Origin of the sequence: Microbacterium sp. USTB-Y, from assembly GCF_023703415.1 — a bacterium.
Taxonomy (GTDB): Bacteria; Actinomycetota; Actinomycetes; order Actinomycetales; family Microbacteriaceae; genus Microbacterium.
On the sequence record NZ_JAGMTU010000002.1, the window covers coordinates 653,304 to 666,977 of the forward strand.

12 protein-coding genes are annotated in these 13,674 nt (G+C 70.5%); 1 reads left to right on the forward strand and 11 read right to left on the reverse strand.

Annotated elements, in window-relative coordinates:
* Positions 1-2: 2 nt before the first annotated feature.
* From murC to J8G10_RS06850, 11 genes are all read right to left on the reverse strand, one after another.
* Complete coding sequence (gene murC / locus J8G10_RS06800; RefSeq protein WP_251442000.1) at positions 3-1,403, reverse strand: UDP-N-acetylmuramate--L-alanine ligase; 1,401 nt, start codon at positions 1,401-1,403, stop codon at positions 3-5.
* Between the two features lie 102 nt (positions 1,404-1,505).
* Positions 1,506-2,579, reverse strand: a complete 1,074-nt coding sequence (locus J8G10_RS06805; RefSeq protein WP_251442003.1) for a UDP-N-acetylglucosamine--N-acetylmuramyl-(pentapeptide) pyrophosphoryl-undecaprenol N-acetylglucosamine transferase — start codon at positions 2,577-2,579, stop codon at positions 1,506-1,508.
* 1 nt (position 2,580) lies between these two features.
* Positions 2,581-3,795 carry a putative peptidoglycan glycosyltransferase FtsW gene (locus J8G10_RS06810; protein WP_251442005.1) on the reverse strand — a complete coding sequence of 405 codons (1,215 nt, stop codon included), beginning with the start codon at positions 3,793-3,795 and terminating at the stop codon, positions 2,581-2,583.
* Positions 3,758-5,296: a UDP-N-acetylmuramoyl-L-alanine--D-glutamate ligase gene (gene murD, locus J8G10_RS06815; RefSeq protein WP_251442402.1), complete on the reverse strand. Its 1,539-nt coding sequence runs from the start codon at positions 5,294-5,296 to the stop codon at positions 3,758-3,760. The genes J8G10_RS06810 and murD overlap by 38 nt, the downstream gene beginning before the upstream one ends.
* A complete protein-coding gene (mraY, locus tag J8G10_RS06820; protein WP_251442007.1) occupies positions 5,293-6,408 on the reverse strand; it encodes a phospho-N-acetylmuramoyl-pentapeptide-transferase in 1,116 nt (371 codons plus the stop codon). Before mraY ends, murD begins: the two co-directional genes overlap by 4 nt.
* Positions 6,405-7,835, reverse strand: a complete 1,431-nt coding sequence (murF, locus tag J8G10_RS06825; protein WP_251442009.1) for a UDP-N-acetylmuramoyl-tripeptide--D-alanyl-D-alanine ligase — start codon at positions 7,833-7,835, stop codon at positions 6,405-6,407. Before murF ends, mraY begins: the two co-directional genes overlap by 4 nt.
* Before the next feature lie 49 nt (positions 7,836-7,884).
* Positions 7,885-9,669 carry a penicillin-binding protein 2 gene (locus J8G10_RS06830; protein ID WP_251442011.1) on the reverse strand — a complete coding sequence of 595 codons (1,785 nt, stop codon included), beginning with the start codon at positions 9,667-9,669 and terminating at the stop codon, positions 7,885-7,887.
* Positions 9,670-9,730: 61 nt separating this feature from the next.
* Positions 9,731-10,303 (reverse strand): hypothetical protein, encoded by a 573-nt coding sequence (locus J8G10_RS06835; protein ID WP_251442013.1) that lies wholly within the window; start codon positions 10,301-10,303, stop codon positions 9,731-9,733.
* Complete coding sequence (rsmH, locus tag J8G10_RS06840; RefSeq protein WP_251442015.1) at positions 10,300-11,253, reverse strand: 16S rRNA (cytosine(1402)-N(4))-methyltransferase RsmH; 954 nt, start codon at positions 11,251-11,253, stop codon at positions 10,300-10,302. Before rsmH ends, J8G10_RS06835 begins: the two co-directional genes overlap by 4 nt.
* A gap of 109 nt (positions 11,254-11,362) precedes the next feature.
* Positions 11,363-11,794, reverse strand: a complete 432-nt coding sequence (gene mraZ, locus J8G10_RS06845; RefSeq protein WP_251442017.1) for a division/cell wall cluster transcriptional repressor MraZ — start codon at positions 11,792-11,794, stop codon at positions 11,363-11,365.
* A 262-nt stretch (positions 11,795-12,056) separates the two neighbouring features.
* A complete protein-coding gene (locus tag J8G10_RS06850; RefSeq protein WP_251442020.1) occupies positions 12,057-12,428 on the reverse strand; it encodes a DUF3040 domain-containing protein in 372 nt (123 codons plus the stop codon).
* A 198-nt stretch (positions 12,429-12,626) separates the two neighbouring features.
* Here J8G10_RS06850 and J8G10_RS06855 point away from each other — a divergent pair, with 198 nt between their 5' ends.
* A complete protein-coding gene (locus J8G10_RS06855) occupies positions 12,627-13,649 on the forward strand; it encodes a polyprenyl synthetase family protein (RefSeq protein WP_251442404.1) in 1,023 nt (340 codons plus the stop codon).
* Positions 13,650-13,674: the final 25 nt, after the last annotated feature.

Sequence of the window (13,674 nt, forward strand, 5' to 3'; positions counted from 1 at the left end):
GATCAGCCCTCGGCGGTGGTGCGCAGCGCGTCCAGCACCTGCGGGATGATCTGGTAGACGTTGCCGCAGCCGAGCGTGATCACGTAGTCGCCGTCGCGTGCCACCGTCGCCGTGTAGTCCGCGGCCTGCTGCCAGTCCGCGACGTAATGCACGTGGCTCGGATCCGCGAATGCGCCGCTGACCAGCTCGCCCGTCACACCGGGCACCGGGTCCTCGCGGGCGCCGTAGACGTCGAGCATCACGGTGTGGTCGGCGTAGGTCTCCAGCACCTCGGCGAACTCGCGGTACATGTGCTGGGTCCGCGAGTAGGTGTGCGGCTGCTGGATCGCGATGATGCGTCCGCCGCCGACGATCGTGCGCATCGCCTCGAGCGCCGCGCGCACCTCGGTCGGGTGGTGCGAGTAGTCGTCGTAGACGCTCACGCCCCGCTCGACGCCGTGCAGCTCGAGACGCCGCACGGTACCGGCGAAGCCCTGCACCGCGCGGGTCGCGTCCGCCAGGGGATGACCGAGCGCGGTCAGGACGGCCACCGCGCCCGCGGCGTTGATCGCATTGTGCACGCCGGGCACCGACAGCTGCATGCGCGCGGACTCGCCGTGCATCGTCAGCGTCGCGGCGACCGCGCCGTCGGTGACGACGTCGGTGATCCGCAGGTCCGCGTCGTCCGCGAAGCCGAAGGAGATCACGTTCGGATGGGTGATGCCGGCGCGTACGCGCAGCGCGCCCGGGTCGTCGCTGGAGATCACGACGGCCTCGCTCGCCCCGTTCGCGAACGTGACGAACGCGTCGTGGAAGGCCTCGTCGGATCCGTAGTGATCCAGATGATCGGGGTCCACGTTCGTGATCAGCGCGACGGAGGTGTCGTAGAGCAGGAACGTGCCGTCCGATTCGTCGGCCTCGATCACGAAGAGGTCATCGGCCCCGGAGGAGCTCGACGTGCCGAGCTGCTCGATCACGCCTCCGTTGACGAAGTTGGGGTCGGCGCCGAGCTCGCGCAGGGCGGTGACGATCATGCCCGTCGAGCTCGTCTTGCCGTGGGCTCCCGCCACCGACACGAGGCGACGACCGCCGATCAGCCAGTGCAGGGCCTGGGACCGGTGGATCACGTGCAGTCCGCGCTCCTTGGCGAGCACGAACTCGGGGTTCTCCGGCCAGATCGCGCCGGTGTGCACGACGGTGTCGGCGTCGCCGAGGTGCGCGGCGTCGTGTCCGACGTGCACCTCGGCGCCGAGCGCGGCGAGCGCCCGCAGGTTGTCGCTGTCGGCGCGATCGCTTCCGGAGACGCGGATGCCCGCGTCGAGGAACATGCGCGCGAGCCCCGACATGCCGGAGCCGCCGATGCCGATGAAGTGCGCGGCGGAGATGTCGTCGGGGATCGGCAGGGAGAGGTCGGGTCTGATCATTGCTCTTTCGTCCTTAAGGGCTGAATCATCCTAAGTCGGGGCGCACCCGCCGAGGGCCTGGCTCGCCGGTCGGGCGTTCCGCCCCGGCGCGCGTGCCGGCGCTCAGCCCGCGAGCGCGCGGTCGGCGAGGGCGATGAGGTCCTCGGTCCCGGTGCGGGATCCGACCTGCTCCGCCGCGCGCTGCATCGCGGCCCGCCGGGATGCGTCGCGGAGCAGGGGCACCACCTCGTCGCGCACCTGTTCGGGGGTGAGTCGCGCATCGTCGATGAGGAGCGCGGCCCCGGCATCGATGGCGGCAGCGGCGTTGAGGCGCTGCTCGCCGTTGCCCACCGCATAGGGCACGTAGATCGCGGGGATGCCGAGCGCGCTGATCTCGCTGACGGTGGCCGAGCCCGAGCGCGAGAGCACCAGATCCGCCAGCGCGAAGGCGAGGTCCATCCGGTCCAGGTAGCGGCGCACCGCATACCCGGCGGCCCCGGGGTCGGGCATCTCGGAGCGGTCGCCCGTCGCATGCAGGATCTGCCATCCTGCGTCGAGGATGCTCCGCCAGGATCCGGCGATCGCCTCGTTCAAGCGCTGCGCGCCGAGAGAGCCCCCGAACACGAGCAGCACGGGGCGGTCCGGATCCAGGCCGAACTCGGCCGCCGCGTCCGCACGCAGAGCCGCGCGGTCGAGATCGACGATCTCGCGGCGCAGCGGCATGCCGACGACCTCGCCGCCGCGCAACGGGGTGCCGGGGAACGCGACGCCCACGGCCGCCGCCGATCGGGCTCCCAGCACGTTCGCCATTCCCGGGCGCGCGTTGGCCTCGTGGACGACGAAGGGAACGCCCTCGCGGCGGGCGGCGATGTACGCCGGCGCTGCCGCGTAGCCCCCGAAGCCGATGACCTCGTCCACGCCGTGCTCGCGGATGTAGGCGCGCACCTGCTTCACGGCACGGGAGAACCGTGCGGGGAAGGCGAGGGCGGCCCCGTTCGGGCGCCGGGGGAACGGCACCTTGTCGACGGTGAGGAGCTCGTAGCCGCGCTGCGGGACGAGCCTCGACTCGAGCCCCTCCCGGGTGCCGAGGACGAGCACGCCCGTCTCGGGATCGCGGGCGCGCAGGCCGTCGGCGACGGCGAGCAGGGGGTTGACGTGGCCTGCGGTTCCCCCGCCGGCCAGAAGGTACGTGGTCACTTCAGGAGCGTACCGGAACCGCCGGGGAGGGTGCCGGGAGCGTGCGCGCGAACGACAGCAGCACCCCGCAGGCGAGCAGCACCGACAGCAGCGAGGTGCCGCCCTGCGACATGAACGGCAACGGCACGCCGAGCACGGGGACGACCCGGAGGACGACGCCGATGTTGATGAGCGCCTGGGCGAGGATCCATACGACGATGCCGCCGGAGGTGACGCGCACGAACAGATCGTCCGTGCGGCGGATCATCCGGAACACGGCGACCGCGAACAGCGCGAAGAGCGCGAGCACCAGGGCGCAGCCGATCAGGCCGAGCTCCTCTCCCACGATCGCGAAGATGTAGTCGTTGGACGCCGCGGGCAGCCACCCGTACTTCTGCCGCGAGTTGCCCAGGCCGAGCCCGAAGATGCCGCCGTTGGCCATGCCCCAGATCGCGTGCACCTGCTGATAGCAGCTGTCGAGGTAGCAGCTCGTGTCGTTCGAGTGGTCGAGCGCGCCGAGGATCAGGGCGCGCCGGCGCTCGTCGGCGAACGCGAAGCCGAGCACGGCGACGAGCGAGATGAGCAGCGGCAGGACGAAGATCCGAAGCCGCACGCCGGAGAAGAACAGCGCCCCCAGGATGATGAGGAAGAGGATCATCGAGGTCCCGAGGTCCTTGCCCCCGAGCACCGCGGCGATCGCCAGGAAGCCGACCGGGATCAAGGGGATGAAGACGTGCTTCCAGCGCCCGAGCAGGTCCTGCTTCCGCCACAGGATGAACCCCGCCCACACTGCCAGGGCGAGCTTGATGAACTCGGAGGGCTGCACCACCTGACCCGCGATCCGCAGCCAGTTCGTGTTCCCGTCGTTCTCGTATCCGAGGGGCGTGTAGACGAGCATCTGCAGGCCGACCGCGCCGATGAGGACGAACCAGGCCGTGCGCTTCCAGAACTTGACGGGGAACCGGCTCATCAGGAACATGGCCGGGATGCCGATGGCGGCGACGAGCGCCTGGGTCATGACGATCGCGAACGGATCCTGTCCGTTCTCGACCGCGTTCGCGCTGGATGCGGAGAGGATCATCACGAGGCCGAACACCGTCAGCAGGAGCGACGTCGAGGCGATCAGCGTGAACTCCGTCGACACCGGGCGGAACACGCGGCCCAGTCGGACCCGGGCGGCGAGTCCGTCGACGCGGGGCTCAGGCGTCGGCGTCGGGCGTGCTCCCACCTGCGTCACCGGCGCTCCCCTGGTCGATCCACTGCCGCACCGCCTCGGCGAAGCGATGGCCCCGATCCGCGTAGCTGGCGAACTGGTCGAAGGACGCCGCCGCCGGAGCGAGGAGCACGGTGTCTCCGTCCTGGGCGATGCCCGCCGCCAGTTCGACGACGCGGGTCATGACCTCTTCAGTGTCGCCGGGGACGACCTCCACCACCTGCACCTCGGGCGCGTGTCGTGCGAACGCCTCGAGAAGGTGCCCGCGATCGACGCCGATCACGACGGCCGCACGGGCGGTCGCGCCCGCCCCGGCGACGAGCTCGGACAGATCCACGCCCTTCAGGTCTCCGCCGACGATCCAGATCGCCCCGGGATACGCCTGCAGCGACGACTGCGCGGCGTGCGGGTTGGTCGCCTTGGAGTCGTCCACCCAGGTGATGCCGCCGGCGCGGGCGACGACCTCGATGCGGTGCGCGTCCAGGCGGAAGCCGTCGAGCGCGGCCGCGATGGCGGCGGGCTCCACACCGAGCGAGCGGGACAGGGCCGACGCCGCGAGGATGTTCTGCACGATGTGGGGCGCGTCGAGGCCGCGGGCGGCGAGATCCGCCACCGTCGTGATCTCGAGGGCCGTGTTGCGACGATCGTCGAGGAACGCCCGGTCGGCGAGGATGCCCTCGACGATGCCGACATCGCTCGGACCGGGGATCCCGAGCCCGAATCCGATCGCCCTCGCCCCCTCGATCACGTCCGCGTCCTCGACCATGCGCTGCGTCGCCCCGTCGGCCTTGTTGTACACGCACGCCACGCGCGTGTTGCGATAGACGAGGGCCTTGGCGTCGCGGTAGGCCTGCGCACTGCCGTGCCAGATCAGGTGGTCGTCGGCGAGATTGAGGCACGTGGTCGCCCACGGCACGGGCTGCCCCGCAGCCGTGGAGAGGCCGAGGTACCAGAGCTGATGGCTGGACAGCTCCACCACGAGGACGTCGAAGCCGCCGGGATCGCGCACCGCGTCGAGCACCGGGACGCCGATGTTGCCGCACGGCGCCGCGCGCAGCCCGCCGGCGACCAGCATGGTCGCGGTGAGCTGCGTCGTGGTCGTCTTGCCGTTCGTGCCGGTGATCAGCACCCACTCCGCGGGGCTGCCGTCCTCACGGACGACCTTGTCCCGCACCCGCCACGCCAGCTCGATGTCACCCCAGAGAGCGATCCGCTGCGCGCGGATCCACGCGATCACCGGGTGGGCCGGGGCGAACCCGGGCGACGCGATGACCACCTCCGGGGCGAACTCCACGAGCCGATCCGGCACGGATCCGAGATCGCCGATCCACAGCTGCGCGCCGATCAGCGGCACCAGCCGCTCGTACTCCTCGGTGGCGCTCTCGGACAGCACCAGCACCTCGGCGCCGAGCTCGGCGAGGGTGTCGGCGACCGAGAACCCGGTGACGGACAGGCCGAGCACGGCGACCCGCAGCCCCCGCCAGTCCGCGTGCCAGCTGGTCAGGGCGTCCAGATCGCGGCTCATGAGCTGGTCTGCCGCAGCCACTCGACGTAGAACAGCCCGAACGCCGAGACCGAGAGCAGGCCCGCGATGATCCACATCCGCACCACGATCGTCGCCTCGGGCCAGCCGCGCATCTCGAGATGATGGTGGAACGGGCTCTGCAGGAACAGGCGCTTGCCGCGGGTGAGCTTGAAGTACGCGAGCTGCACGATCACCGAGCCGGAGGCGATGATGAACACGCCCGCGAGAAGGACCAGCAGCAGCTCGGTGCGGGTGAGGATCGCGAGGGCGGTGATCACGCCGCCGATCGACATGGATCCCACATCCCCCATGAAGACCTTCGCCTTGGGGGCGTTCCACCAGAGGAAGCCGATCAGCGCGCCGACGAACGATGCCGAGATCACCGCGAGGTCGAAGGGGTGCGCCACGTCGTAGCAGCCCTTGAGCGACGACGGGGAGAGCGACTCCACCGCGCAGGACTGCTTGAACTGCCAGAACGAGATGAGGCTGTAGGCGCCGATCACGAAGACGGCGCAGCCCGCAGCGAGGCCGTCGAGCCCGTCCGTGAGGTTGACGCTGTTGGAGGTCGCGATGCCGATCACCGAGATCCACAGCAGGTACAGCAGCCAGCCGACGATGGGCCCGAGGGCGAACAGCCACAGCACCGGGATGTCGCGGAAGAGGGAGATGAAGCCGCTCGCCGGCGTCGTGCCGGCGGGGCTGCGCACCAGGAGCGCCACCACGCCGAAGGGGACCATGACCAGCACCTGGCCGATGATCTTGCGCCAGCCCGACAGGCCCGCGCTCTGCTGCTGGCGCAGTTTCATGTGGTCGTCGATGAAGCCGACCGCTCCGAAGCCGACCATCAGCCAGATCACCAGCAGACCGGACGCCGTCGGGTAGCTGCCGCCGGTGAAGGTGCCGATGCCGTATCCGACGATGGTGCCCAGGATGAAGATGACACCGCCCATCGTGGGGGTGCCGCGCTTGGCCTGGTGGCTCGGGTTCGCGATCGACTCGGGCGTGCGGATGACCTGTCCCCAGCCCCATTTCCGGAACAGCCGGAGGAAGACCGGCGTGAGCAGGAGGGTGAACGCGAGGGAGATCGCGGCGGCGGTCAGCAGAGATCTCACGAGAACGATTCTCCCAGACGATCGCCGAGGAATCGGAGCCCGGCGGAGTTGGACGACTTCACGAGCACCCGGTCGCCGGGACGCAGTTCGCCCTGGAGGTATTCGAAGGCGGCGTCGGCGTCGGGCAGGTGCACGGCCTCGCCGTCCCACGACCCTTCGCCCACGGCGGCGAGGAAGAGGCGACGGGCATCGGCGCCCACGACGACGATCCTCTGGATGTTGAGGCGCACGGCGAGCAGGCCGATGCGGTCGTGCTCATCCCCCGCCGTCTCGCCGAGCTCGCTCATGGCGCCCAGCACGGCCACGGTCCGCTCGCCGGGGCCGGTGATCTGAGCCAGCGTGCGCAGCGCCGCGGCCATCGAGTCGGGACTGGCGTTGTAGGCGTCGTTGATGATGCGCACCTCGTCGCCGCCCATCGGCTGCATCCGCCACCGCTCGGCGATCCGGACCGTCTCCAGGCGCGCGATCGCGTCGGCCGGGTCCACGCCGAGGGCGCGCGTCGCGGCGACCGCGGCGAGGGCGTTGTTCACGTGGTGCGCGCCGAGCACCTGCAGGCGCAGCGGCAGCGCGCGCTCCTCCGCGGGCGCTTCCCCGGCGATCACGATCGTGCACGACGTGCCAGAGGCCGTCACGTCGATGTCGCGGGCACGGACCTCGGCCGCGGGCGTCTGCCCGAATCCGACGATCCGCAGGTCTCGCGCCTCGGCTCGCGGGGTCATGCCGACGACGCGCGCATCGTCCAGGTTCAGCACTGCCGTGCCCCCGATCCGCGCGGCGTCGAGCAGCTCGGCCTTGGCGTGGGCGGTCTCCTCGATGCCGCCGAAGCCGCCGGCGTGCGCGAGACCGACCATGAGCTCGATGACCACATCAGGGTTCACCAGACCCGCCAGGCGCGCGATCTCCCCCGGCGCGCTCGCGCCGAACTCGCACACCAGGAAGCGGGTCGTGTCGGAGATCCGCAGCATGGTGAGCGGGGCGCCCACCTCGTTGTTGTAGGAGGCGATCGGCGCGACCGTCTCCCCCTCGTCCTGCAGGATCCGCGCGAGGAAGTTCTTGGTGGTCGTCTTGCCGTTGGATCCGGTGACCCCGACGATGCGCAGATCGCCGGCCGCGCGGACGCGTGCCACCACGGCGCGGGCGAGCTCGGCGATCGCATCGATGACGTCGGCCACCACGATCTGCGAGATCACGTCGTCGACGGGATGCTCGACGAGCGCCAGGACCGCGCCGTTCTCGAGCGCCGCGCCGACGAACCGGTGCCCGTCGGTGTGCTCTCCGGGCTTGGCGACGAAGATTCCGCCGGCCGACATCTGCCGCGAGTCGGTGTCGACGACACCGGAGACGATCGATGCGGGATCGTGACCCGCAGCAGGACGAAGTTCTCCGCCGACGATCTCGGCGATCTCCGCGAGGGACAGAGCGATCATGGGAAAAGGATCCTCCGGGCGGTACCGCCGGGTCGGATGACGGCGGTCATCACTGGTACTTGGGCAGCAGCGGTTCCATAGGGGTGGTGGACGGCTGCACGCGATAGGTCTTCAGCACCTGCGTCATGGCCTTCTGGAAGGCGGGCGCGGTGGCCGCAGACGACGTTACCCTAGTGGGCTCGTCCAGGGTGACCACGACGACGTACTCGGGATGGTCGGCCGGGGCGTACCCGACCATGCTGGTGAAGTAGATCCCCTCCTTGTACGCACCCGTGGTGGGATCCGGCTTCTGCGCCGTTCCGGTCTTCGCCGCGATGCGGTAGCCGGGCACCTTGATCTGGTCGGACACGCTGCCCTGCACGGCCACGTTCTCGATCATCCGGCTCAGCTCGGCGTCCTTGGTCGCGTCGAACACGCGCTGCGGCTTCGCCGCAGGCGCATCGGTGACCTTGCCGTCGGCGCTCGTGCACGACTCCACCAGGGACAGCGGGATCTTCACGCCGCCGTTCGCGATGGCCTGATAGGCGCTGGCCACCTGCGGCGCGGTCACGGTGTAGTACTGGCCGAACGTGGTCGTGTAGTGCGACTGGTAGTCCCAGTCCTTCACCGGGTGGATGATCCCGGACGCCTCGCCGGGGAAGTCGATCGCGGTCTTGCTCCCGACGCCGAACTTGACCAGCTCGTCGTAGCGCTGCTGGTCGCTCACCATGTCGCCGAACTTGGAGAGCGCGACGTTCGAGGAGTCGATGAGGGCACCCGCGAGCGTGTAGTCGTAGGCGGGGTGGTCGAACGCGTCGTTGATGACGGCTCCGTTCGGGAACTCCTCGTGGCTGGATGCGCCGGTCACCACCGTCGACGCGTTCGCGTTCGCGTACTCCATCACCGACGCCGCCGTGATGGCCTTGAACGTGGAGCCCGGCTCGAAGCTCGTGCTGAAGATGCGCGATCCGCGGTCCTGCGGATCGGCGGCTCCCGGGTCGTTGGGGTCGACGGTGGGGTACTCGGCCGCGGCCCGGATCTTGCCGGTGCCGACCTCGACGACGGTGACCGTGCCCGCCTTCGCGCCCTGCGCCTTGACCTCCTCGGAGATCATCTGCTGCAGGTACCACTGCAGCTCCGTGTTGATGGTCAGCGTCACGGTGCCGCCGTCCACGGCGGGCTGCTCGCTCTGGCTCCCCGGGATCACGACGCCGTCCTTGCCGACGAGGTAGCTCTCCTTGCCCTTGGTCGCGCTCAGGCAGGAGTTCTGCATCTCCTCGAGCCCTTCCTTGTCGCCGTTGCCGGCGATGAAGCCGATGAGGTTGCCGGCGACGGCGCCGTTCGGGTAGACCCGGACCGACCGCGGCAGCGGCCACAGATAGGCGAGGCCGAGCGCACGGATCTTCAGGAACTGATCGGTGCTCAGACCCGTCTTGATCATCGCGTAGTGCGAGCCGGGATCCTCCGCCAGCGCGTCCGAGGCGATCTTGCGCACCTCGTCACCGGTCAGCCCCGTGATCGCGGCGATCTCGTTCGAGGCCTTCGCCCACGGGAGCTTCGGCTTGTTGTTCTTGTCGTCCTCGAGGCCCTTCATCACCGCGGGGTCCATCTGCAGGTCGTAGACCAGCTGGCTCTCGGCGAGCACGGTTCCGCTGGAGTCCACGATCTTGCCCCGCGCACCGTCGATGTCCTTCGCGTACCCGAGGCTCAGCTTCTCGGACTGCTTGACGTTGGCCGAGGCGCTGACGACCTGCACGTCGACGAGGCGCACCACGAAGCCGCCCATGACGACGAGGATCGCCGCGGTCGCCAGGACGGTCCGCCGGCGCGAGGTCCGGCTGGCTCGGGGTGTCATCGGATCTCCATCCGGGGCTCGCGGTCGGTCATCTTCTCGGCTGTCGTGTCGGAGGCCCGCGTCAGCGGATGGTCGGCGTCGGCAATCCCTCGGCCGTCGGCGGGACGACCGTCTCCGGCGCCTGCTCCTGTGTCTTCGGTTCTACGCCCGCGGCACCGGTGTGGGCCGCGGCCGGCGGCGGCGTGTCGCGGACCAGCGCGTTCGGCACGCCGTCGGCGCCGGTCGGGTTGACCGTCGACGTCGTCGGCGCGGCGCCCTGGGCTCCGATCACGCTGCCGTCGCTGAGGCGCAGGTAGCTCGCGCTGCCGCCGACGACCAGGCCCAGCTTCGAGGCGGCCGTCGCGAGCGCCTGCGGGGAGCTGATGCCGTCCAGATCCTGGGCAGCCGCCTGCGCCTGCCAGGTCAGCTGCCTGTTCTGCTGGCTGAGCTTCGCGACGACGAAGGAGTCCTGCGTGGTCGCGATCGTCAGGGCGATCTGGGCTCCGCCGATGAGTGCGGCGCCCGCCAGCGCGACGACGGCGTAGGCCATCCGCGGACGGCGACGCCGCGCGGACCGCTCGACGGCGTGCAGGTGGCGCTCGGGCGCGGCCTCGACCGTGCGGGGCCGCTGCAGGGCGTTCTGTGCCAGGCTCATCGCGCGGCGCTCCTCTGATCTTCTCTCACGCGTTCGGCGGCACGCAGGCGCACCGGGATGGCCCGCGGGTTGGCGGCGCGCTCCGCCTCGTCCGCGAGCTCCGCCCCCTTGGTCAGCGTCCGGAATCGCGGCGCGTGCTCCGGCAGCTCGACGGGCAGTCCCGCCGGTGCGGTGGATGCGGATGCCGCCGCGAAGGCCTGCTTGACGAGCCGATCCTCCAGCGACTGGTACGACATCACGACGATGCGTCCGCCGACCGTGAGCGCCCCCATCGCGGCGGGGATCGCGTCCGCGAGCACGTTGAGCTCGCGGTTGACCTCGATCCGCAGCGCCTGGAACACCCGCTTGGCGGGATGCCCGGCACGGGCCACGGCGGCGGGAGTCGCCTCCTGCAGCACCTCCACGAGACGGCCGGAGCGCTCCAGCGGCTCCTCCGCCCTGGCCTGCACGATCGCGCGGGCGTAGCGCCCGGCGAGCTTCTCCTCGCCGTAGCGCTCGAAGATGCGGCGCAGCTGGCCCTCGCTGTAGGTGGCGAGCACCTCCGCGGCGGTGACGCCGCTGGACTGGTCCATGCGCATGTCGAGCGGCGCGTCCTTGGCGTACGCGAAGCCACGCTCGGCCTCATCCAGCTGCAGCGAGGAGACGCCCAGGTCGAACAGGATCCCGGACGCTCCCCTGGCGTGCTCGCCGATCGCGTCGTAGACGGTGTGCACGAGCGTCACGCGGTCGCCGAAGCGGGCGAGCCGCTCCCCCGCGATCCGCAGCGCATCGGTGTCGCGGTCGAGGCCGACCAGGCGGATGTTCGGGAGTCGCTCGAGGAACGCCTCGGAGTGCCCGCCCATGCCGAGCGTGGCGTCGACGAGGATCGCGCCGTCGTGCTGCAGCGCAGGGGCCAGCAGCTCGACGCAGCGCTCGAGCATCACGGGGGTGTGTATGCGACGGATGTCCATGATTTCCTTCGGCCTTACGGTCCCTGACCCTGATCCCCATCCGCTCGACCCGGCACCGGGGAAGGTGCGCCGGGGTGGGAGCGGCTGGGAGTCACAGTCAGGGGCCGTCTCAGAACAGGCCGGGGATCACCTCCTCCTCGAGCTCGGCGAAGGCGTCTTCGTGTCCTTCGGCGTACGCGTTCCACGCCGCCGCATCCCAGATCTCGGCGTGGGCGCCGACGCCGGTGACGATGAGTTCCTTGCCCAGTCCCGCGTAGGCGCGGAGGTGGGCGGGGATCGTGATCCGGTTCTGGCTGTCGGGCATCTCGGCGCTCGCCCCGGAGAGGAACATGCGCAGGAACGCCCGCGCCTCCTTGTTCGCCAGCGGGGCCTGGCGGATGCGCTCGTGCACGCTCTCGAACTCGGCGGTGCTGAACACGTACAGGCAGCGGTCCTGTCCGCGGGTGACGACGATGCCGCCGGCGAGATCCTCGCGGAACTTGGCGGGGAGGATGACGCGGCCCTTGTCGTCGAGCTTGGGGGAATGCGTGCCGAGCAACATGCGCCTCTCCCCCTTTCGCCGCCGTTTCCTCCACTTTACTCCACTTCCCTCCAAATCGATACCTTCTTGTGTCCCCAGGGCGACCCGAGCGGGCATGACGAAGGCCCCCGTTCCGCGGAATCACGCGGAACGGGGGCCGGTGGAGGAAGGTGGAGGGGCTGAGGGAGGAAAAGGGAGAATCCCGGCGGCGCGGGCCCGCGGAACAGACCGAGGGCCCGGTCGCCGAAGCGTCCCGGGCCCTCAGAAGGTCGGAGTGCGGAGGTCAGTGCTCCTCGTGGCGCCGATCCCAGCGATCGTTCATCCGGTCCATGAAGGACGGGGATGACTCCTTCGAGGTCGAGCCGGCAGCGGCATCGCGGTCGCCCGAGCGTCGGACGGGAGTGAGGGCGAGCATCAGTCCGCCGAGCATCGCCGCGAACGCGACGACCCCGATGATGATCCCGCCGATGTTGCCCACCACGACGCCCACGATCAGGCCACCGACGCCGGCCAGCAGCAGCAGGGCTCCGTAGATCAGATTGCGATAGCTGAGCGCGCGGTCTCCGGCGTGCGCGGAAACGACGTCGGCGTCGTTCTGCATGAGATGGCGTTCCATCTCATCGAGCAGGCGCTGCTCCTGTTCGGAGAGTGGCATTTCGTCCCCCTCGGGTGGTCTTCCGCTCAGTCTACGCGTGTGTGGATGCACCAGGGTAGGGATTCCGCTGGGAGTTGGTCATCACCTCGCCGCACGGGCGGCCCACCCGGCGCGCACGCCGCTCGGTAGGCTGATCCCGTGGCTTCCTCCTCCGTGATCGACCAGGTCTCCACCCGTCTCGACGCCTGGCTCGTCCGGATGCGCGAGGAGACCGCATCCTACGGGCCGGACGCCTCGGCGTTCGTCTCCGCGGCGGAGGCCACGCTGCGCGGCGGCAAGCGCCTGCGCGCCCGGTTCTGTCACGCCGGATGGGCCTCGGTCGCCGGCCTCCAGGGGATCGACCAGGAGCCGGCCGCGCTCTGGGACGCCTGCGCCGCGCTCGAGGTCTTCCAGTCCGCGGCGCTCGTGCACGACGACCTGATCGACAACTCCGACACCCGCCGGGGCCGCCCCTCGGCCCACCGCGCCTTCGAGGCCTCGCACGGCGGGCAGGGCTGGAGCGGCAGTGCCGGCGAATTCGGCCGTGCGGCCGCCGTCCTCCTCGGCGACCTGCTCGTGGCCTGGAGCGATGATCTGCTCGAAGCCGGCATCGCGGCCAGCGCGCACGCCGCGGCCGTCCGCGCCGAGTACGCCCGGATGCGACGGGACGTGACCATCGGGCAGTTCCTCGACATCGCCGAGGAGTCCGCCTGGAGCGTCAACGACGACGACGGCCATGCCGAACGCGCGCTGCGAGTCGTCTCCCTCAAGGCCGCCCGGTACAGCGTCGAGCAGCCCCTCCTCATCGGTGCGGCGATCGCGGGCGCCGACGAGGCTCAGCAGGAGGCGCTGCGCGCCTTCGGGCACCCGCTCGGCATGGCGTTCCAGCTCAGGGACGATGTGCTCGGCGTCTTCGGCGACGAGCGGCTCACGGGCAAGCCCGCCGGCGACGACCTGCGCGAGGGCAAGCGCACCCTGCTCATCGCCTGGACGCGCCAGGCGCTGGCGCCGCAGGGACGCCGCGTCGTCGACGAGCTTCTGGGCGACCCGCAACTGACCCCCGACCAGATCGCGAGCCTGCAGGCGATCATCTCGGAATCCGGGGCGCTGCACCGGATGGAGCAGCTCATCTCCGAGTACGCGTCCGCCGGCGAGGAGGCGCTCCGGGGCGCCCCCCTCGACGCCGGCGCGCTCGAGCTGCTGAGGGGACTCGCCCGGGACGCGACCCAGCGCACGGCCTGACCGGCCGCGGAGCCCGCCCCGGGAC